We start from the raw sequence: 19882 nt of genomic DNA on the forward strand, positions 1-19882 counted from the left end.
GACGGATGAACGAGGGCCAGGTGGACGGCGAGACGGGCGGCGAGGTGGACCGGGAAACGGACGCCGACGCCGGCCGCGAGTCGGACATCGCCGCGCTCACCGCCCGGGCGGCGACGGCCCGGGAGCGATCCGAGTCGGCCGAGGTACCGGACGAGGCCGCGGCCGCGGACGCCGCCCGCGACGGGCTCGGTCCCGTGGTCGCGCGGTACATCGAGGCGCGAACCGGGAACGTCGAGCGCCTCTCGGTGGAGGGACTCGGCGACCTCGACCGCGCCTGCAACGACTGGCTCGTCGTGTACGCGCGGCGCTACGGCGTCGAGTGCGACCCGGGTGTTCCGGTTCGTACCGCCGCGGAGGCGCTGCTCGACACCCACGACATCGTCGCGACGGCGCGGGTGCTCACGGGCGTTCCCGCCCCCGGAGACGGGTAGCGCGACGGGCGGGGACCACGGGCGGCGACGCCCGGCGAGAACGCCGGCTGCCGGGTGGACCCTCGATCGCGACGAACCGGAACTCGCCGGGTCGACGTGTCTGTCCCCCGACCCCGACGGACTATCATTAAGTGTAGTGGTGTGTTAACAGGAGCCATGGAACTGACCGAGCAGTTGTCGTTCAGCCACGACGACCGGCGGGACCTGTACGAGTACGTCGAGGAGCACGGGACGGTCCACGAGCGGGAGGCGCGGCGGGCGCTCAACATGGACCCGACGGCGTTCGGCCACCACGCGACCGTGCTGGTCCGCGACGGTTACCTTACCTGGGAGGACGACCGCCTGAGCGTCGCCTACGAGGAGGAGGACACGAGCGACCACGAGGCGAACGGGTTCACGTACACGGTCCGGATGGCCGCACAGCGCGACCTCGGCGGGCTCGTCGGCGCCATCCGCGAGGTCGCCGAGGAGGGGACCTACATCGAGGCGGAGACGGTGGCGGACATCATCGAGCACGACGAGGTCGTCCTGCGACACAACGAGCTCGGGTCGCGGCTGTTCTTCGTCGCCGCCGTCGACGACGACGTCATCGGGTGGGTCCACCTCGAGTTGCCCGAGGCGGAGAAGCTGAGCCACACCGCGGTGTTGACCGTCGGGCTCCTTCCGGAGTACAGGGGCAAGGGGATCGGGTCGACGCTCCTGGCGCGCGGCGAGTCGTGGGCCGCCGACAACGGCTTCGAGAAGCTGTACAACAGCGTGCCCGCGACGAACGCGGACGCCGTCGAGTTCCTCGTGGCCCACGGGTGGGAGCGGGAGGCCGTCCGGGAGCGGCACTACAAGATCGACGGCGAGTACGTGGACGAGCTCATGCTCGCCAAGCGGATCGACTGATCAGCCCCACCCGTTCCCGTCGCCGGGAAGCGGTTCCGCGACCACCCCGTCACGCTGGGCGAGCACCCGCCCGTGGGCGGCGCACACGTCGCGGTCGGCCTCCCACGGGACGTACAGCCGTACCGCGGCCTCCCGCGTGCAGCCCTCCTCGGCGCACTGTTTCTCGTCGCCCCCGTCGCCCGCGGACTCGGCCATCTCGGTCCAGGGTTCGTGGTCAGTCGGGTTTACTCCATCGCCGGATCGAGGTATTCCGCGGATCCACTCCATCGGCGGTCCCGACTCCGTCCGGGAGTCGCTGTCGCCACGTTCAGGGTACCGGGCCGCGGCGTTCGGGTATGGACCCCATGGACCTCACGCGACCGATCGAGCCGGGGATGCCCGTCTACCCTGGCGACCCCGGCGTCTCGGCCGACGCGAGCGCGACGATGGACTCGGACGGCTACCGCGTCACGCACCTCTCGTTCACCACCCACGTCGGGACGCACATCGACGCGCCGGCGCACATGGAGCCCGAGGGGGCGACGCTCGACGAGTACGGGATCGCGGATTTCCGGTTCGACGCGCGGCTGGTCGACCTCGCGGGCGGGGGGCGCGACTCAGCCGACGACCCCGTGCTCGACGCGCGCGAGGCCATCGAACCCGCGATGCTCCCGGACGGGGACGACCTCGACGCCGATATCGATATGCTCGTCCTCCGAACCGGCTGGGGCGCGTACTGGGGCGACGAGCGCTACTTCGACCATCCGTACCTGAGCCCGGAGGCCGCACGGCACATCGCGGATCTCGACTGCGCCGTCGGGCTGGACACGATCAACCCGGACCCGACGCCGACCGAACGTGCCGGGGAGGCGAACGCGGAGCCCGAGGGCGTGCCCGCGCACCACGAACTCCTCGGCGCGGGGACGTTCATCGTCGAGAACCTGGATCTCTCGGCGGACCTGCCCGAGCGGTTCACGCTGCGCGCGTATCCCCTCCGCGTCGACGCCGACGGCGCGCCGGTTCGGGCGGTCGCCGAGCGACCATCGCGAGCCCACTGAGCCGGCGCGGAAGCCGTCCCGTCCGCCGATCGGACGCTGCCGGGAAGTGTCGTGGTGGGGGCTCACACGGGCGCGAAGCATTGAACACGTTTATACCGCCATCCCGACTACCGATGGAGTACGACCTGCTCGGGGTCGTGACCCGCTCCGTCGTCAGGGAACTTACGACCGGCGGAGGTGTCGAGCCACCGAGCGGGAAGCCACACAACAATGTCAGTCTACGTCGACTACGAGACCCCTGCGGACCTCGCGGAACGAAGCCTCGACGCGCTCGAGGTCGCCCGCGACACCGGCATCGTGAAGAAAGGAACCAACGAGACGACCAAGGCGGTCGAGCGCGGCAACGCCAAGCTCGTGTACATCGCCGAGGACGTCGAGCCCGAAGAGATCGTCATGCACCTCCCCGAGCTGTGCGAGGAGAAGGGCATCGCCTACGTCTTCATCGAGACGCAGGACGATGTCGGCCACGCCGCCGGCCTCGAGGTCGGCTCCGCGGCCGCCGCCGTCACCGAGACGGGCGACGCCGAGGAGGACATCGACGACATCGCCGGGAAGGTCGAGGAACTGCGGTAAGCCACCATGTCCGCTGAAGAGCAAGAGAGCGGCTCCACGCCCGCCGAGGTCGTCGAGATCGTCGGCAAGACCGGGATGCACGGCGAGGCCATGCAGGTCAAGTGCCGCATCCAGGAGGGCGAAAACCAGGGCCGCATCATCACGCGGAACGTCCTGGGTCCCGTCCGGATGGGGGACATCCTCCAGCTGCGCGAGACCCAGCGCGACGCCGACTCCATCGGAGGTCAGTAAGCCAATGCCCCAGCAACGAGACTGCGACTACTGCGGCGCCGACATCGAACCCGGCACGGGCACGATGTTCGTCGCCGTCGACGGCAGCGTCACGCACTTCTGTTCGGCGAAGTGCGAGAAGAACGCGGACCTGGGTCGCGAGGCGCGCGACCTCGACTGGACGGCGGAGGGCCGCGAATGAGCGAGCACGACGAGCGGACGTTCGTGATGGTCAAGCCCGACGGCGTTCAGCGCGGGCTCATCGGGGACGTCGTCTCCCGGTTCGAGCAGCGCGGCCTGAAGCTCGTCGGCGCGAAGTTCATGCAGATCGACGAGGACCTGGCCCACGAGCACTACGGCGAGCACGAGGGCAAGCCGTTCTTCGAGGGCCTCGTCGAGTTCATCACCTCCGGACCCGTCTTCGCGATGGTCTGGGAGGGCGCCGACGCCACCCGTCAGGTCCGGAAGATGATGGGCGAGACCGACCCCGCCGACTCCGCCCCGGGCACGATCCGCGGCGACTTCGGCCTCGATCTCGGCCACAACGTCATCCACGGCTCCGACCACGAGGACGAGGGCGCAAACGAGCGCGAGATCGCCCTCTTCTTCGACGAGGACGAGCTCGTCGACTGGGACCTCGACGCCGCGTCGTGGGTCTACGAGGACGAGTAACGCCGCTCGCGACGGCCGCGTCGCTCGACTGCGGTTTGCGGTTCCCGATTTATCGACGCGAATCACGTCCATAGCGGCCGGTCCGTCCCCGTCCTTTCGCGTTCCCGACACGCCCGGTCGCCAGGGAGGCGACGGGTGGCGGCCCCGCGATCCCCGTCCCCAACGACAGCATACAAGCCGACCGCCGTGTAACTCCGGCCATGGTCACGTTCCTCGCCGGCGGCACCGGCACGCCGAAGCTCCTCGACGGCGCCGCGGGCGTGTTCGATCCCGCCGAGACGACCGTCGTCGGGAACACCGGCGACGACGTGGAGATCGGCGGCCACCTCGTGTGCCCGGACGTGGACACGGTGTTGTTCCACGGCGGCGGCGTCCTCGACACGGAGCGGTGGTGGGGGATCGCCGACGACACGACCGAGACTCACGAGGAACTCGAACGACTCGCCGACGCCGCGGGCCTCGACGCCGGCCCGCGCTACCTCCCAGAGGAGGCACAGATAACGGGCCGAGAGATCGCTCGGTGGCGTCGCTTCTCGGGCGTCGCGGAGTTCATGGAGATCGGGGACCGCGACCGCGCGGTCCACGTCACGCGCACCTCGCTGCTCGACGAGGGACGCTCGCTCACCGCGGTCACGCGAACGCTCGCCGAGGCGTTCGACCTCGACGTCGACCTGATCCCGATGAGCGACGACCCCGTCGCCACGATCGTTCACACCGAGGACGGGTCGATGCACTTTCAGGAGTACTGGGTCGCACAGCGCGGCGAGCCCGCCGTGGAGGACGTCGAGTTCCGCGGAAGCGACGCGGCCGAGCCGACCGACGCCGTCCGCGCGGCCCTCCGCGACGAGGTGGTTATCGGCCCGTCGAACCCGGTCACGAGCATCGGCCCGATGCTCGCGCTCGAGGGCGTCCGCGAGGCGCTCGCGGGGACGAGCGTCGTCGCCGTCTCGCCGTTCGTCGAGGACCGCGTGTTCTCCGGCCCGGCGGCCGACCTCATGCGCGGCGTCGGTCGCGAGCCGAGCACCGCGGGCGTCGCCGACGCGTACCCGTTCGCCGACGCGTTCGTGCTCGACGACGCGGACGGAACCGACCTCGACCGGCCGGTCGTCCGCACCGATACGCGGATCGACGAGGCCGACGACGCCGAGCGAGTCGCGCGCGCCTGCCGTGAGGCGCTGGAGGTGGTCGGGTGACCGGCGGCGACGCGGAACCGCCGGCGACCGTGGGGGCCGCCGAATCCGCGGCGACCGCCGCCGATCTGGGGTTAGACCCGCCCCTCGCGCTCGCGAGCCTCTCCGGGGAGTCGGACGCCGAGTGGGCGCGAGCCGGCGACGACTACGCCGGGGCGGCGTTCCTCGGAGGGATCGCGGTGGACGCGGAGAGCCGCGCGGCCGTTCGCGAGATGGTCGCCGACCGCGACCGCGACGAGTTCCTCCCCGATGACCCGCTCGCGTGGATCGACGACCAGCTCGACGCGCTCGTCGGATCCGCGGTCGACCTCCGCGCGGGGGTGAACGTCCGCGCGACGACCCCGACCGCGGTCCGCGACGCGGCCGCCGTCTGTGCCGACCACGGCGCGATCGTGGAGGTGAACGCCCACTGCCGACAGGCGGAGCTGTGTGCCGTCGGCTGCGGCGAGACGCTGCTTTCCGACACCGACCGCCTGTCGGAGTACGTCGCCACGGCGGCCGGGACCGGCGCCGACGTGAGCGTGAAGGTCCGCGCGGAGGTCCAGAGCGTGGATCTCGCCGAGGTCGCCGGCGCGGTCGCCGACGCCGGCGCCGACGCGATCCACGTCGACGCGATGGACTCCGAGGGCGTCGTCGGAGTCGTGAAGGACGCGGCGCCCGAACTGGTCGTGATCGCGAACAACGGCGTCCGCGGCCGGCGGACGGTCCGCGAGTACCTCGCGGCCAGCGCCGACGCGGTGAGCGTCGGCCGCCCGAGCGACGCCGAGCGCGTGCTCCGTCGGGTTCGGGCGGCGGTCGACGAGTGGACCGACGAGGCCGAACAGCCGGGGGTCGCCGCCGAAGCGGGGCCGCCGGAGGTGGGACGGTGACCGACCCTGGCCCCGTCACGGACGCACCACGGCGCGGCCCGGCGGCCAACGCCGAACTCGCGCTGCTGCTGGAGGTCGCCGGGACGCCCAAACCGGGCAACGTCGACCGGGCACGCGACCTCGCGGCCCTGCGGTTCGAGCACTTCCTCGCGGGCGCCGTCGGCGCCCGGCCGGGGTTGGAGCGCGCGGCCGCCGGCGACCCGGTCGGCGTGGCGTTCGAGACGGCCGTCGCCGGCATGAGCGAGCAGTCCGGCGGCAACACGCAGTTCGGCTGTCTCCTCCTGTTGACGCCGCTCGTGCGCGCGGCCGCGGCCGAGGACCGCGCGCTCTCGCCCGACGGCGTCGCCGCGGTTTGCGAGGGCACGACCGTCGACGACGCCGCGGGCTTCTACCGCGCGTTCGAGCGCGTCGACGTGGCGGTCTCCGACCCACCCGAGGGAATGGACGCCCTCGACGTGCGCCGCGGCGCCGACGCGGTGCCGGCGCTGCGCGAGCGCGGGACGACGCTGTTCGACGTGATGCGCGAGTCGGCCGCGCCGGTCGACGACCGGGGACCCCCCGGCGACGCGAACGCCCGCGAGTGGGTCGCAGGGTTCCCCCGGACGTTCCGCGCGGCCGAAGCGATCGCCGCCGACAACGGCCCGATCGTCGACCGTGCGGCCCGCGCGTTCCTCGACCTGCTCGCGGAGACGGAGGACACCCTCGTGCGGACACAGCACGGTCCCGATGTCGCCCGCGAGGTGCGCGACCGGGCCGGGGAGATCGACTCGCTCGACGGGGCGGCGGCGTGGGCCGACGAGTTGGTCGAGCGCGGGATCAACCCCGGGACGACCGCCGACGTCACGGCGGCGGCGCTGTTCGTCGCGCTCGAACGCGGGGTGTCGGTGTGACCGACGCCCCCGCCGGAGGCAACGGCGACAGCGACGACAACGGCGACGACAACGCGGCGGTCGACTGGCCCGTCAATCTGACGGGCGTCACCGAGTCGGTGGTCGCGACCCTCGGCCCGAACGGGCTGTGGAACCTCGCCGCGCTCGGTCTCCACGCCCCCGAACACGACGGCCGACCCGCGGACGCGCCGGTGCGCGCGCGGACCTGGGGGCGGACGCGGACGCGACGCAACTTCACGGAGCGCGGCGGCGGCGTCGTCCAGTTCGTCGCCGACCCGCGCGACTTCGTCGACGCCGCGGCGACGGTCCGCGAGGAGGGCGAGCCGGTGCTCGACTCGGCGGACGCGTGGGTCGAAGTCGAGGTCGAACGCGTCGACGCCGGCGAGCGCGGCGGCACCGAGTGGGTCGACTGGCACCTGTACGTGACCGACGCCGCGGTCGAACGGACGGCCGTGCGGACGATCAACCGGGGGTTCGGCGCGGTGATCGACGCGACGGTCGCCGCCTCCCGGCTGGACGTGCCGGCGTACGACACCGGGGAGCTGCTGGCGCGGCTCCGATACTTCGCGGACGTTGTCGACCGCTGCGGCGGTCCCGCCGAGCGCGATGCGTTCGAGCGACTGCGCGAGGCGAGCGGGTGGGAGAGTCGAGACCACGGCGACGACGCCGACGGCGGGAACCGAGATGGCGGCCGGGGCGACGGGCACCGCGACGGCGACGACGCGAACGGACGGTAGCGACGGGGCGACGGAGCCGGCCCGGAACGAACGCTTTTAGTTCGCGTTGCCTGTACGATCGGGCATGGCGATCAAACCGAAGTACGTCAAGCAGCTCGCGACGCTGCTGCTGGAGAAGTACCCGCAGTCGTTCAACACCGACTTCGAGACGAACAAGGAGAACGTCGAGAAGCTGACCAACGTGGAGTCGAAGGGCGTCCGCAACCGCATCGCGGGCTACATCACGCGAAAGAAGGCCGGCAGCGCGGCCTCGGCGTAATCGGGTCATCGAGTTCTCACGGAAACCGCACCGCGGAGCGGCGGCGCCGGCGCACGCAACCGACAGCTTGAACGACGAGGGCCGCCCGTCCCCGATATGTCGAGTTCATCGTTCGCGGACCGCCTGGGAACGTCCCCGGAGGCGGCGTATCTCGGGGGCGTCTCCGCGGCCGTCGTCGCGATCGTCGCTGCCGCGCTCGCGTTCCCGGAGGCGGTGTACGACGGCTTCGTCTGGCACTACTTCTGGGGCCCCGTACAGGCCGACGCCAACTCCGCGGTGTGTGCGATCCGTCCGGGCAGCACCGTCGAGTACCTCTACTCCAGCGCGGAGTGTTCGGCCGCGGCCGAGCCGGTCGCGTATCCGGGGTACACCCTCGTGTCGGAGGTCGGGTACGTGCTCATCCTGTTGGTCGCGCTCGCGGGCGTCGTATTGCTGCTTCGCCGCCTGGACATCGCCCGGACGACTGACTTCTTCCTCGCGCTCGTCCCCTTCTTCCTCTTCGGCGGGGCGCTGCGGGTCGTCGAGGACGCCGACAACGCGATGGCGGACACCCTGTTCCCGTACCCCTGTGACACCCTGATCATCAGCCCGTTCATCTACTTCACCGTCTTCGGGATCACGCTGGCGGTCGTCGTCGCGGCCGTCTGGCTGAACCGCAGGGGATCGATCGACGGGATCGAGCGGCCGATCCTCCTCGCCGGGATCGCGCTCAACGTCGTCACGATCGGCTTCCTCGTCGCGCTCGCGGCGACGCCGGGGAACCCGGTGACGTTCTACCCCCAGGTGATCGCCGTCATCCTCGTCGGTACCGCGGTCTCGACGGCGGCGGCGTGGTACGCGACGAAGGCGTGGATCCCGTGGGTCCACTCGGGCACCGGCACCGCCGGGATCGTCGTCCTCGCGGCCCACGCGCTCGACGGCGTCGCGAACGTCGTCGGCCTCGACTACATGGTCGCGCTGGGCGCGGGCCCGAACCTCGTCCCGAAGCACCCGGTGAACGCGTTCATCGTCGACGTGGCCGGCGCGGCGTGGCCGTTCCTCGTCGTGAAGATCGTCGCCGCCGTGTTCGTGCTCGCCATCTTCGAGGAGGAACTGTTCGAGGAGTCGCCGCGCTATGCGGTGCTGCTGCTCATCGCGGTGACGGCCGTCGGGATGGGCCCCGGATCGCGGGACATGCTGCGCGCGACGTTCGGGATCTGAGTCGGGGATCGGGTTCCGGGGCCGCGAACGCCCCGGGCGGGGACGCGGTCAGTTCTTCGGGTTCACCACCGCGCCGAGCGTCTGCGTCGAGATCACCCCGTCGTGGACGTGGAACGTGTCGGTCGCGAACTCGTAGCTGTTGTCCGGCGTCTCGGCGTGCCAGACGATGTAGGCGATGTCGTCCTCGACGACCTTCCGGTCCAGCTGGAAGTCGACGTCCTCCTGTTCGAACTCCGCGAACAGCCCCTCGAACAGCGTGCGGATCTCGTCGAGGCCGTGAAAGGTTCCGGCCGTGTTCGTGATGACGACGGAGTCGTCTGTGTAGTCCGCCAGCATCTCCTCCATGTCCTGGGTCGCGAACGCGTCGAGATGGTGGTCGAGCACTGACTCGGTCGTGGCCGATGAACCGGTGGATGCCATGCGGGATCGGATCGACGGTTCGACCGCGACGGGGAACTTCGTATCGTCAGATAAGCGTCGATTGCGTGTCAGAAATTCAACCGAGCCCCGCGACGGTCGGCGGATCGGCGGGTGACGCCGCGCCGGGTTACTCCAGCACGACGAGCACGTCGCCCATGTCGACGGAGTCGCCCTCGCCGACCAGCACCCGGCTCACGACGCCGCCCTTGTCGGCGACCACGTCGTTCTCCATCTTCATCGCCTCCAGCACGCACACCACGTCGCCGGCGGCGACCTCGTCGCCCTCGCTCACGTCGACCGAGAGGATGGTGCCCTGCATCTCGGCGGCGATCGCCTCGCCGTCGCCCTCGACGACGACCTCGTCGCCGCCGTCGTCCTCCTCGGCCACGTCGGGGCGCTCCATCCGACCGGAGCCCGCACTGCCGCCGTTGGGCGTCGGGATCGCGGGCGCGCCGCGCTCCTCGAGACTTACCTCGAAGCGCTTGCCGTTCACCTCGACGGTGAACTCGCGTTCGGTCGACTCCTCCTCGTCGGCGTCAGATCCGCCCAGGTCCGCGTCGCCGGTGCCCCACCGCTCCTGGGCCTCGGCGAACGTCGAGCGGTCGGCCTCCTCGTCGAGGTACTTCGTCGTGTGCTTGCCGGCGACGAACGCCTCGTCGGTGAGCATCAGCCGGTGGAACGGGACGATGGTGACGACGCCCTCGATGTCGTACTCCGCGAGCGCGCGCCGCGACCGGGCGATGCACTCCTCGCGGTCGCTCCCGTGGACGATCAGCTTCGCGATCATCGAGTCGTAGTCGGTCACGAGGTCGTCGCCCTGTCGGAGCGCGTCGTCGAGGCGGACGCCGATGCCGCCCGGCGGGTCGTACGTCTCCAGGCTGCCCTGGTTGGCCGGCGCGAAGTCGTTGGCGGCGTTCTCCGCGTTGATGCGGAACTCGATCGCGTGGCCCTCCAGCTCGACCTCCTCCTGCGCGAACCCGATCTCCTCGCCCATCGCGACCCGGAGCTGCTCTTTCACGATGTCGATGCCCGTCAGCTCCTCGGTGACGGTGTGCTCGACCTGGATCCGGGTGTTCACCTCCAGGAAGTAGAAGTTCGTGTCCGGGCCGAGCAGCTCGCCGTCCTCGCGGTCGGTGTCCTCCTCGACGAGGAACTCGACGGTGCCGGCGTTCGTGTAGTCGGGCGCGCGGACGCCGCGGCGGGCGGCCTCGCCGATCTGCTCGCGCAGTTCGTCCGATAGCGCCGGCGACGGTCCCTCCTCGATGACCTTCTGGTGGCGCCGTTGGAGCGAGCAGTCGCGCTCGCCGAGGTGGCGGACGTTGCCGTGGTGGTCGGCGACGATCTGCACCTCGATGTGGCGCGGGTTCTCCAGGTACCGCTCCAGATAGACGGAGTCGTTGGAGAAGTACGCCTCGCCCTCACGTTTGGCGGATTCGAGCTGATCGGCCGCCTCGTCCTCGCCCTCAACGACCTTCATCCCGCGGCCGCCGCCCCCGCCCTCCGCCTTGATGGCGACGGGATAGCCGTGCTCGTCGCCGAAGTCGGTGACCTCCTGCGGGTCGTCGACGGGTTCGGTCGTCCCGGGGACGATCGGCACGTCGGCCTCGCTCATGATCGTCCGGGCCTTCGTCTTCTCGCCGAGCGATTCCATCGCCTCGGCGTCCGGGCCGACCCACGTGATGCCCTCGGCGTCGCCGACCTTTGCCGCGAAGTCGGCGTTCTCCGCGAGGAAGCCGTAGCCGGGGTGGATCGCGTCGGCGCCGGCCTTGCGGGCGGCCTCGACGATCGCGTCCTGGTCGAGGTAGGAGTCGGCCGCGCGGGCGGGACCGACGTTGTACGCCTCGTCGGCGTAGCGGACGTGACCGCCGTGTTTGTCCGCCTCGGAGTACACCGCGACCGTGTCGATGCCGAGCTCCTCGCAGGCGCGCATCACGCGCACCGCGATCTCCCCGCGGTTGGCGACGAGCACCTTGTCGAACGCCTGGGTTTCGGTCATTCTTGCGAGGTGGTTCCGCAGGCCGTCTACTCAAACCGTCGGTTCGGGATCGTCCAGCGTGGCGGCCGGATCGGTTGACCGGACGAACGAGTTTCGCGGACCCGAGTAAACGCTCCCAACTCCGTGGCGTTCACTCCGCCCCGAGCGCGTCGGCGACGAGCGCGCGTTCGGCCTTCCGGAGGTGCGCGGAGACGGTCGCGCGGGCGCAGTCGAGCTCGTCCGCGACCGCATCGAGGTCGGTCTCCCGGGGAACCTCGTAGTAGCCGGCGTCGAAGGCGACCGCGAGCGCCTCGCGCTGGCGGGCGGTGAGACGGGCCGCGGGTGAGCCGAGTCGATGGTCGAGGTCGCCGACGTGGTGGACCGTCGCCGAAAGTCCCTCGGGAAGGTCACGAAACGCCGACCGAAGCGCCCCCGCCTCGCCGACGACGCGTAGACGCATCCTCCCCCCGGCGTCGTACAGGACCGGGAACGTCACCACGAGGCCGCGCTCGGCGAAGGCGGCGCGCCACGCGGCGTCCTCGGGCCGCGTCTCCTGCACCACGAACGAGTGAAACCGGTCCTCGTCCACCGGCGAGAGCTGGAACTCGGGGACCGAGTCGACGCCCGCGATCGCCTCCCGGTAGCGGTCGAGGTCGCCCTCGACGAGGAACAGCGCGTACTCGATGTCCCGTCCGGGGACGGCCTGCCACGCGAGCAGTTCCTCCCGGCGGACGGCGTCCGTTTCGGCGATGAACGCCTGCATCGGGTGGCGGGTCGACGCCGGCTGGTCGATCGTCGCGTCGAGGTAGCGCATCCGTCCGATCGTCGGGATCCGTCCGCGATACCAAATAACTACACGACGTGCTTCGCGCGAACGTCAAACTGACCACGTCGGCAACACACGGGTATGAACGGTTCGACCGCCTCCGAGGGCGCCGCGGCGGACGAGCAGTCGCACGGCCACGCGCGACGGAGCCACGATCCGGACGCGGCGATCGCGGACCGTCGCACCGAGGGTCCCGCAGCGGCGGGGTCGGACCCCGAGCGTGCGCCGCTGCCGCCCGGCCCCGACGGCGTCCCGGTGCTCGGGACGCTGCCGCGGTTCGTGCGGGACCCGTTCGCGTTCTACGACCGCCTGTTCGCGTACGGCGACGTGGTGTCGTACGACTTCGGCCTGTGGAACAACGTCACGCTGTTTCACCCGGACGATGTGCAGCGGGTTCTCGTCGACGACGCCGACCGCTTCCGGAAGTCGCACGTCCAGCGACGCTCCGGGGTCGACTTCCTGGAGAACGGCCTGCTGTTGACCGAGGGCGAGGAGTGGCGCGAGCAGCGGACGCAGCTCCAACCCCTGTTCTACCGGGAGAAGATCGAGACGTTCGCGGGTGCGATGGTGGAGGAGGCCCGGGAACTGGTCGACTCGTGGGACGACGGCGAGGTGGTCGACCTGGTCGACGCCTACTCGACGCTGGCGATGCGCGTGCTCGGCCGGACGCTGTTCGGCGTCGACGTGCACGACGGCGACGGGTACGAGGTGATCCGGAGGGCCGCGACGAGCGTACAGGAGCGCGCGGACGCGGGGTCGGTCACGGCGTTCCTCCCCGACTGGGTTCCGACGCCGGCGAACCGCCGGTTCGCGCGCGACACCGACGCCTTTCGCGAGTACGTCGACCGGCTGGTCCGCGAGCGTCGCGGGAGCGATCCCGCCGACGCCGACGACCTGTTGACCCTGCTGGTCGGGCTCGGCGAGGGCGACGCCCTCTCGGACGAGGCGGTGCGCGACCAACTGATGACGTTCCTGTTCGCGGGCCACGAGACCACGTCGCTCGCGCTCTCGTACGCGACCCACGCGCTCGCTCGCCGTCCGGATATCGCCGACGACCTCCGCGCCGAGGCGGCCGCCGCGGGCGACCTCGACGCGGCGGCGATACGGTCGCTCGATCTGACCGACCGCGTCGTCTCGGAGAGCCTCCGGACGTACCCGCCCGCGTACGTCCTGTTCCGCGAGCCGACCGAGGACGTGGTCGTCGGCGGCTACCGGATCCCGGCGGGAACGAACATTTCGCTCCCGATCTGGCGACTCCACACTGACCCGCGCTGGTGGGACGACCCCGAGTCGTTCGACCCGTCGCGCTGGCTCGACGAGGACCCCGACCGGCCGGAGCACGCGTACCTCCCGTTCGGCGCCGGGCCGCGCCACTGTATCGGGATGCGGTTCGCGTCGCTGGAACTTCGAGCGACGCTCGCGACCGTGTTCCGGGAGATCGCGTTCGACCCCGTGCCGGCCGACGCCGGCGAGCCGTCCTTCGAGGCGGCGGCGACGCTCCAGCCGAGCGAGCCGCTCCGCGTTCGCGTCTCGAAGCGGTAAGGGGTCGCCTCCGCGGTGGGGCCCCGTCCGTTCAGAACCGATCCGTCCGGCCGCTCGCGGTCCACGCGTCCGTGGGGGCGCCGCGAGGGACGCGCGCGCCTCGACCGCCCAGGGAGTCGAGGCGGCCCGCGAAGGCCCACCGCTTGCCGTCCCACGTCTCCTCGCCGCCGTCCTCGGCGGCCGCGGCGGCGGTCGCCTCCGAGTCGCGGACGTGCGCGCCGACAGCCGCGAGGATCGCGGCGGCCTCCTCGTCGTCGGCGTCGTCCGGGAGCGTCAGGCGCTCGGCGACCGGGGGGTCGTCGTCGACCATCTCAGATCGGGATGTTGCCGTGCTTCTTGTCCGGAAGCGACTCGCGCTTCGACAGCAGCATCTCCAGGTCGTCGATCAGGCGCGGGCGCGTCTCCGTCGGTTCGAGCACGTCGTCGAGGAACCCCTTGTCCGCCGCGGTGTAGGGGTTGGCGAACTCCTCGCGGTACTCGTCGATCAGCTCCTGACGCTTCTGTTCGGGGTCGTCGGCGTCCGCGAGCTCGTCGTCGTAGAGGATGTTTACCGCGCCCTGCGGGCCCATCACGGCGATCTCGGCCGTCGGCCACGCGTAGTTCACGTCGCCGCCGATGTGCTTGGAGGCCATCACGTCGTAGGCGCCGCCGTAGGCCTTGCGCGTGATCACCGTCAGGAGCGGGACCGTCGCCTCGGAGTAGGCGTACAGCAGCTTCGCGCCGTGGCGGATGATCCCGTCGTGCTCCTGGTCGGTGCCGGGCATGAACCCGGGCACGTCGACGAACGTCAGGATGGGGACGTTGAACGCGTCACAGAAGCGGACGAAGCGCGCGCCCTTCTCGCTGGCCTCGATGTCGAGGGTGCCGGCGTTGACGCGCGGCTGGTTCGCGACGACGCCGATGGAGTGGCCGTCGAGCCGGGCGAAGCCGGTGACGATGTTCTTCGCGAAGTCGGCGTGCGTCTCGAAAAAGGAGCCCTCGTCGACGACCCGGTCGACGACGTTCGTGATGTCGTACGGCTTGCGCGGCTGGTCGGGGACGATCTCGGTCAGCTCCTCGTCGCGACGGTCGGGGTCGTCCCACGGCTCCACCCTGGGCGGGTCCTCGACGTTGTTCTGCGGGAGGTACGACAGTAGCCGGCGCATGTCGTCGAGCGCCTCCTCCTCGGAGTCCTCGGCGAAGTGCGCGACGCCGGAGGTGCTGGCGTGAGTCTGTGCGCCGCCGAGGTCCTCGAAGCTCACCTCCTCGCCCGTGACGGTCTTGATGACCTCCGGGCCGGTGATGAACATGTGGCTGGACTCCTTCACCATGAAGACGAAGTCCGTGATCGCGGGTGAGTACACCGCGCCGCCGGCACACGGGCCCATGATCCCCGAAAGCTGCGGGATGACGCCCGACGCCTCGGTGTTGCGCCGGAAGATCTCCGCGTAGCCCGCGAGCGAGCCGACGCCCTCCTGGATCCGCGCGCCCGCGGAGTCGTTGAGGCCGACGACGGGCGCGCCCACGTCCATCGCCTTGTCCATCACCTTACACACCTTCTCGGCGAACACCTCGCCCAGCGAGCCGCCGAAGACGGTGAAGTCGTGTGCGAACACGAACGTCTTGCGGCCGTTCACCTCTCCGTAGCCGGTGACGACGCCGTCGCCCGGGATCTGCTTTTCCTCCATCCCGAACGAGTGGGTGTCGTGGGTGCGGAACTGGTCGAACTCGTGGAAGGTGTCGTCGTCGAGGAAGTAGTCGATGCGCTCGCGCGCCGTCATCTTCCCCTTCTCGTGTTGGCGCTCGATGCGCTCCTCGCCGCCGCCCTTCTCGGCTGCCGCGCGCTTCTCGCGGAGCTCCTCGATGCGGTCCTCCATCGTCACGGTCGGTCACCTCGGGTCACAGCGGTCATTCGTTGCGTGGTGGGTGCGGCGAGGCGGCCCTTAGGGGTTCCGTAACAGGCTACGCTCCCCCGGGGTCGCCGGCGGCGGCGCCGTCGACCACCGCCGCGATCCGCTCCCACGTGATCTCGACGCGCGCGCCGACCTCGCCGGCGGCGACCGCGCCGCAGGCGTTCGCGACCGAAAGCGCCCGGTCGAAGTCCCCGCCGCCGAGCCGCGCCGCGAGAAACCCCGCGGCGAAGGCGTCGCCGGCGCCGGTCGTGTCGACCACGTCCGCGTCGAAGCCGCCGTGGGTGTACGTCCGCCCGGCCGCGCGGTCGTGTACCTCCGAGCCGTCGCCGCCGTGGGTGACGACCAGCGTCGCGTCCTCGCGGAGCGCGCCGTAGCCGGTCGCGCCCTCGCCGTCCTCGTCGAGCAGGGCCGCCGCCTCCCGGCGGTTGCAGAACACCAGATCCGCCAGCGAGAGCGCCTCCGTGAAGTCGCGCTCGGCGAACTGGCGGCCGGGGGCGACGCTCACGGTCGCGCCGATCTCGCGCGCGCGCTCGGCGAGCGCGGCCGCGACCGCCGGCGGCTGGTTCGTCAGGTGCAGGTGGTCGGTGGCGCCGGTCAGCGCGTCCGGCGGGAGGTCCTCGGCGGCGAACGCCTCGTTGGCGCCCTCGTTCGAGAGGACCATCACCTCGCCGTCGGCGTCGACGATCAGGTACTTCACGGCGGTCTCGCCGTCCGACTGGACGAGGTGGATTCGGACGCCCGCCCGCGACAGTTCCCGTTCGGCGAACGATCCGGACTCGTCGTCGCCGACCGAGCCGAACAGCGAGGCGTCGCAGTCGAGCCCCGCGAGGACGGCCGCGACGTTGGCCGCGCTGCCGCCGCCGGCCTGATGACGTCGCCGGATCTTCACCTCGCCGTCCGGCGCGGGGAGCCGGTCGACGATCAGCGTCACGTCCCAGTTGACGTGGCCGACGCACAGCACGCTCGGGGCGTCGGCCGACGAAACGTCGCCGCCGACGCGGTCCGCACCGTCGCGGTCGGCCCCGTCGCGACCGTCCCGTCGGCCGCCCTCGCCGCTCATGCGGTCGGCCCCGTCGCGTCCGCCGTCGTCGCGTCGGGCTCCTCCCAGGGCCGGTCGGCGCTCTCGCCGAACAGTTCGCGCATCAGCGTGACGATGCTCTCGGGCGGGAACTGCCCCGACTCGGTGACGATGGCGTCGACGTACCGCGGCGGCGTCACGTCGAAGGCGGGGTTCTCGACGGTGATGTCGCCGATGTCGGCGCGGTCGTCCTCGTCGATCACCTCGGTCTCGTCGCGCATCTCGATCTCGACGGTGTGGCCGGTGAGCGTGTCGGGGTGGAGCTTGATCGTCTGGGCGGCGACCATGATGGGGACGCCCCGTTCGCGGGCGTTGACCGCGAGCCCGGAGGTGCCGATCTTGTTGACGACGCCGCCGTCGGCGGCGATGGAGTCGGCGCCCACGAGGACGTGGTCGGCGTCGTCGAGGTACCGGCGCGCGGCCGAGTCGACGACGAGCGTCACGTCGACCCCCAGCTCGCGAAGCTGGGTCGCGGTGATGTGCCCCTGGTTGCGCGGGCGCGTCTCCTTGACGATCGCGGAGACGTCCTTGCCCTGATCCACGGCGTGTTCGACACACGAGAGCGCGTCCGTCGAGTGGCAGTGGGTCATCACCGTGTCGCCGTCGCGGAGGCGGTTGGCGCCCACCCGACCGAGGTCGTTTTGCGCGCGGTCGAGGCGGTCGGTGAACGCGGTCGCGGCCGCGAGCACCGAGTCCCGGAGGGTGTCGACGTCGTCGCCCTCCATCCGGCCGAGCGTGTAGCGCAGCGCGTTCGGCAGCGACACGGCGGTCGGGCGGGTGTCGTACAGCCGCCGTCCGGCGCGGCGCATCGTTCGATCGAACTCGTCGGGCGTCGTCGTCCCGTCGGCCGTCTCGCGTGCCTGTCCCGCGATCGCGTCGGCCGCGGCGCGGGCGATGGTGGCGGCGCCGCGGATCTCCATCGAGGCGATGTCCTCGGCGGTGGACTCGACCGCGTCCGAGAGCGGCGGGTCGCTGGTCATGCCCCCTTCGTTGGCGGCGGTGGGTTATCAGTTGTCGGGTGACGGTCTTCCCGCTCGCGCTCCACCCCCGGGCCGGCTCACTCGCCGCCGGAGAGGAACCGCTCGGCCGCGGCGAGACACTCCGGCTCGTCGGCGACCGCCGAGAACCCCTCGACGAGCCGCGCCCGCTCGTCGGCGTCCTCGGTGGCCGCCCGCACGTACCGCTTCACCAGCGCCACCGAGGGCCCGGGCACCGAACACACCGCCTGAGTGAGGTCGTCGACGGCGTCGTCGAGGCCCGATCCCTCGACGACGCGGTTGCACAGTCCCCACTCGCGGGCCGTCTCGGCGTCGATGGGCTCGCCGGTGAGCGCGAGTTCGAGCAGTCGCTTGCGGCCGCACGCCTCGCCGACGCGCGCGACGGCATAGGGCGGGTACGCGCCGATCGTCGCCTCCGGGAGCGCGAAGGCCGCGTCGGCGGTCGCGACCGCCAGATCCGCCGCGGCGACGATCTCGAACCCGCCGCCGTACGCCGGGCCGTCGACGGCGGCGATGACGGGTACCTCGACCTGCTCGGGGCCGAACAGGGCGTCGTACAGCCGGGTCGCCAGCGTCGCCGGGGCGACCTCCTCGCCGAGCCCCGCGACCGAGGCGATGTCGTCGCCGGCACAGAAGGCGTCGCCGGCGCCGCGGAGCACGACGACGCGCGCCTCCTCGGCGCCGCGGTCGAGCGCCTCCCGGAACTCCGCGAGCCCGTCGAGGGTCAGGGCGTTGCGCTTCTCCGGGCGGTCGAACGTCACCGTCGCCACCTCGTCGGTCAGGTCGTAGCGGATCACGCGCCCCTGTTCCGGGCGGGACACGAAAAGCGAGGGGGCGCGTCGCGGGCGTCGAACGGCCGTGGGGGACGACGGACGGCCGCCCCGGCCGTCGCACGAGGCGGCGATGGACGCGAAGGGCGGTCGCTCACTCCGGCAGGAGCGTCGAGACGCGGGCGTTCTCCTTCAGTCGGAGTCCGACGGTCTCACGGGTCCCTCCGGCGTTATCGAAATCGACGTCGCCGGCGCCGGAGGCCGTCCGACTCACGGTCAGGGGAACCGGCGGGAGCGACGCGGTCCGGAGGGTCGGGTGGGTCGCGCCGCGCGCGACGAGTTCCGTCCGAGGCTGGAGCGTGACCGTGTCATCGCCGGACAGCGACTCGTTCAGGGTGACGAGGTACGTCCCCGGTTCGAGGTCCCACCAGCCGTAGTCGTCGTCGGGGTCGCGCTTCTCGGGCTCGATCGTCGCGAACGACGCGTCGGCGAGTTCGCCGCCGCCGAAGTCGACGGCGCCCGGGTCCGCTATCTCGTGGACGCCGGCGAGCGTCAGGTCGACGCCGGGTCCCTCGGTCTGGGTTTCCTCGTGGACGATGTCGTCGAGGCGGTCGATCAGTGACATGGCTGGCGGGGTTGTTGTCGCGGGCGAAGGAAGAACGCGGCGGCGGCCCCGCCCGAGGTGCCGCGCGGGCGACGGTCAGCCGCGACGCCGGGCCATGAACGCCGCACCGAGACACACCGCGGCGGCCGCGGCTCCGATTCCGAAGCCCGGACCGGTGGTCTCGGTGGTCGTTTCGGGAGTACCAGTCCGGGTGACGGCAACGTCGTCGGCGACGACCTCCCCCTCCGCCTCGGCGATCGTCGACCCGTCGTGCACGACGTTCACGGTGAACGTGTCGCCGGGGGCGTGCTCGGAGAAGTCGAACGTGGCGGCGACGGTCCCGTTCTCGCCGGTGCGGACCTGCCGGCTTCTGAAGAACCGCGGCGTCGTGTCCCCGCTCGACTGCACCCGGACCGAGACGTTCGCGCCTGCGTCGAGGTCGGTCGTCCCGGTGACGGTCGCGTCCTCGACCGCGTGAGCGCGAACGGTCTCGTTCACCGTCGAGAGGGAGGCGTCGGACGCGCCGGCGGCGGCGCCGGCGGTGCCGGTCAGCCCGGCGACCGCGATCAACAGTACGGCGATAGTTGCGACTCGTCTGTGTGTGGAGGGCCTCATCCGTGTCCGTCGCTGGCGGCGGCGACGTACTAGTCGTATCGGAGACGAAGAAACTCGTTTTCGTTATCAGGTCACACGGGGTCGGTGGGTCACGCCGCCGTCCTGTCGGGGCGGTCCCTCGCGTCGCTTGCTCCCGTCGGTTGTGGGCGGCTCGGCACGGAGACCTCGCCGCCGTCGTGTCGAGGCGGTCGCTCGCGTCGCTC

The 19882-nt window shown here is 71.3% G+C and carries 24 protein-coding genes and 1 pseudogene; 14 read left to right on the forward strand and 11 right to left on the reverse strand.

Going from position 1 to position 19882, the window contains the following annotated elements; translation table 11 throughout:
• Positions 1 to 5: 5 nt before the first annotated feature.
• Both K6T50_RS01340 and K6T50_RS01345 read left to right on the forward strand, forming a co-directional pair.
• Positions 6 to 431: a DUF8055 family protein gene (locus K6T50_RS01340; protein ID WP_222607658.1), complete on the forward strand. Its 426-nt coding sequence runs from the start codon at positions 6 to 8 to the stop codon at positions 429 to 431.
• Positions 432 to 587: 156 nt separating this feature from the next.
• A complete protein-coding gene (locus K6T50_RS01345; RefSeq protein ID WP_222607659.1) occupies positions 588 to 1322 on the forward strand; it encodes a GNAT family N-acetyltransferase in 735 nt (244 codons plus the stop codon).
• On the opposite strand, the gene K6T50_RS01350 is transcribed toward K6T50_RS01345, so the two are convergent.
• Complete coding sequence (locus tag K6T50_RS01350; protein ID WP_222607660.1) at positions 1323 to 1517, reverse strand: DUF8014 family protein; 195 nt, start codon at positions 1515 to 1517, stop codon at positions 1323 to 1325. It lies immediately after the preceding gene.
• A 140-nt stretch (positions 1518 to 1657) separates the two neighbouring features.
• Between K6T50_RS01350 and K6T50_RS01355 the strand changes: the two genes are divergently transcribed.
• The 11 genes and pseudogenes from K6T50_RS01355 to K6T50_RS01405 all read left to right on the forward strand — a co-directional run bounded on the left by K6T50_RS01355 (position 1658) and on the right by K6T50_RS01405 (position 8959).
• Complete coding sequence (locus K6T50_RS01355; protein ID WP_321170119.1) at positions 1658 to 2359, forward strand: cyclase family protein; 702 nt, start codon at positions 1658 to 1660, stop codon at positions 2357 to 2359.
• A gap of 210 nt (positions 2360 to 2569) precedes the next feature.
• Positions 2570 to 2932, forward strand: a complete 363-nt coding sequence (gene rpl7ae, locus K6T50_RS01360) for a 50S ribosomal protein L7Ae (protein WP_159669356.1) — start codon at positions 2570 to 2572, stop codon at positions 2930 to 2932.
• Between the two features lie 6 nt (positions 2933 to 2938).
• Positions 2939 to 3163, forward strand: coding sequence for a 30S ribosomal protein S28e (locus K6T50_RS01365; protein WP_222607661.1), 225 nt, complete (start codon positions 2939 to 2941; stop codon positions 3161 to 3163).
• Between the two features lie 4 nt (positions 3164 to 3167).
• Positions 3168 to 3338, forward strand: a pseudogene (locus K6T50_RS01370) (50S ribosomal protein L24e); the annotation flags it as partial.
• Positions 3339 to 3340: 2 nt separating this feature from the next.
• Complete coding sequence (gene ndk / locus K6T50_RS01375; RefSeq protein WP_222607663.1) at positions 3341 to 3814, forward strand: nucleoside-diphosphate kinase; 474 nt, start codon at positions 3341 to 3343, stop codon at positions 3812 to 3814.
• A 200-nt stretch (positions 3815 to 4014) separates the two neighbouring features.
• Positions 4015 to 5007, forward strand: coding sequence for a 2-phospho-L-lactate transferase (gene cofD / locus K6T50_RS01380; protein ID WP_222607664.1), 993 nt, complete (start codon positions 4015 to 4017; stop codon positions 5005 to 5007).
• Positions 5008 to 5072: 65 nt separating this feature from the next.
• Entirely contained in the window at positions 5073 to 5873 is an 801-nt protein-coding gene (locus tag K6T50_RS01385; protein ID WP_222608783.1) for a tRNA-dihydrouridine synthase, read from the forward strand.
• The gene (locus K6T50_RS01390) at positions 5870 to 6763 is read left to right on the forward strand and encodes a triphosphoribosyl-dephospho-CoA synthase (protein ID WP_222607665.1); all 894 of its coding nucleotides are present in this window, start codon (positions 5870 to 5872) and stop codon (positions 6761 to 6763) included. The genes K6T50_RS01385 and K6T50_RS01390 overlap by 4 nt, the downstream gene beginning before the upstream one ends.
• Entirely contained in the window at positions 6760 to 7500 is a 741-nt protein-coding gene (locus tag K6T50_RS01395; protein WP_222607666.1) for a DUF447 domain-containing protein, read from the forward strand. The genes K6T50_RS01390 and K6T50_RS01395 overlap by 4 nt, the downstream gene beginning before the upstream one ends.
• Positions 7501 to 7564: 64 nt before the next feature.
• Positions 7565 to 7759, forward strand: a complete 195-nt coding sequence (locus K6T50_RS01400) for a 30S ribosomal protein S17e (protein ID WP_222607667.1) — start codon at positions 7565 to 7567, stop codon at positions 7757 to 7759.
• Between the two features lie 96 nt (positions 7760 to 7855).
• Positions 7856 to 8959 (forward strand): DUF63 family protein, encoded by a 1104-nt coding sequence (locus tag K6T50_RS01405; protein ID WP_222607668.1) that lies wholly within the window; start codon positions 7856 to 7858, stop codon positions 8957 to 8959.
• A 48-nt stretch (positions 8960 to 9007) separates the two neighbouring features.
• On the opposite strand, the gene K6T50_RS01410 is transcribed toward K6T50_RS01405, so the two are convergent.
• From K6T50_RS01410 to K6T50_RS01420, 3 genes are all read right to left on the reverse strand, one after another.
• Complete coding sequence (locus K6T50_RS01410) at positions 9008 to 9379, reverse strand: nuclear transport factor 2 family protein (RefSeq protein ID WP_222607669.1); 372 nt, start codon at positions 9377 to 9379, stop codon at positions 9008 to 9010.
• A 127-nt stretch (positions 9380 to 9506) separates the two neighbouring features.
• Positions 9507 to 11375 carry an acetyl-CoA carboxylase biotin carboxylase subunit gene (locus tag K6T50_RS01415; protein ID WP_222607670.1) on the reverse strand — a complete coding sequence of 623 codons (1869 nt, stop codon included), beginning with the start codon at positions 11373 to 11375 and terminating at the stop codon, positions 9507 to 9509.
• Between the two features lie 130 nt (positions 11376 to 11505).
• Complete coding sequence (locus K6T50_RS01420) at positions 11506 to 12168, reverse strand: helix-turn-helix domain-containing protein (RefSeq protein ID WP_222607671.1); 663 nt, start codon at positions 12166 to 12168, stop codon at positions 11506 to 11508.
• A 93-nt stretch (positions 12169 to 12261) separates the two neighbouring features.
• Here K6T50_RS01420 and K6T50_RS01425 point away from each other — a divergent pair, with 93 nt between their 5' ends.
• The gene (locus tag K6T50_RS01425) at positions 12262 to 13722 is read left to right on the forward strand and encodes a cytochrome P450 (RefSeq protein WP_222607672.1); all 1461 of its coding nucleotides are present in this window, start codon (positions 12262 to 12264) and stop codon (positions 13720 to 13722) included.
• Positions 13723 to 13753: 31 nt separating this feature from the next.
• Here K6T50_RS01425 and K6T50_RS01430 read toward each other — a convergent pair whose 3' ends face one another.
• From K6T50_RS01430 to K6T50_RS01460, 7 genes are all read right to left on the reverse strand, one after another.
• Positions 13754 to 14032: a DUF8022 family protein gene (locus tag K6T50_RS01430; RefSeq protein WP_222607673.1), complete on the reverse strand. Its 279-nt coding sequence runs from the start codon at positions 14030 to 14032 to the stop codon at positions 13754 to 13756.
• A gap of 1 nt (position 14033) precedes the next feature.
• Positions 14034 to 15578, reverse strand: coding sequence for an acyl-CoA carboxylase subunit beta (locus K6T50_RS01435; RefSeq protein ID WP_222608784.1), 1545 nt, complete (start codon positions 15576 to 15578; stop codon positions 14034 to 14036).
• A gap of 85 nt (positions 15579 to 15663) precedes the next feature.
• Entirely contained in the window at positions 15664 to 16674 is a 1011-nt protein-coding gene (locus K6T50_RS01440; RefSeq protein ID WP_222607674.1) for an ATP-dependent ribose-1-phosphate kinase, read from the reverse strand.
• Positions 16671 to 17672: a ribose 1,5-bisphosphate isomerase gene (locus K6T50_RS01445; protein ID WP_222607675.1), complete on the reverse strand. Its 1002-nt coding sequence runs from the start codon at positions 17670 to 17672 to the stop codon at positions 16671 to 16673. The genes K6T50_RS01440 and K6T50_RS01445 overlap by 4 nt, the downstream gene beginning before the upstream one ends.
• A 77-nt stretch (positions 17673 to 17749) precedes the next feature.
• Positions 17750 to 18487, reverse strand: a complete 738-nt coding sequence (locus K6T50_RS01450) for an enoyl-CoA hydratase/isomerase family protein (protein WP_222607676.1) — start codon at positions 18485 to 18487, stop codon at positions 17750 to 17752.
• 127 nt (positions 18488 to 18614) lie between these two features.
• Entirely contained in the window at positions 18615 to 19085 is a 471-nt protein-coding gene (locus K6T50_RS01455) for a dCTP deaminase/dUTPase family protein (RefSeq protein WP_222607677.1), read from the reverse strand.
• A gap of 75 nt (positions 19086 to 19160) precedes the next feature.
• Positions 19161 to 19634: a BGTF surface domain-containing protein gene (locus K6T50_RS01460; protein WP_222607678.1), complete on the reverse strand. Its 474-nt coding sequence runs from the start codon at positions 19632 to 19634 to the stop codon at positions 19161 to 19163.
• Positions 19635 to 19882: the final 248 nt, after the last annotated feature.

Origin of the sequence: Halobaculum magnesiiphilum (assembly GCF_019823105.1) — an archaeon.
Classification (GTDB): Archaea; Halobacteriota; Halobacteria; order Halobacteriales; family Haloferacaceae; genus Halobaculum; species Halobaculum magnesiiphilum.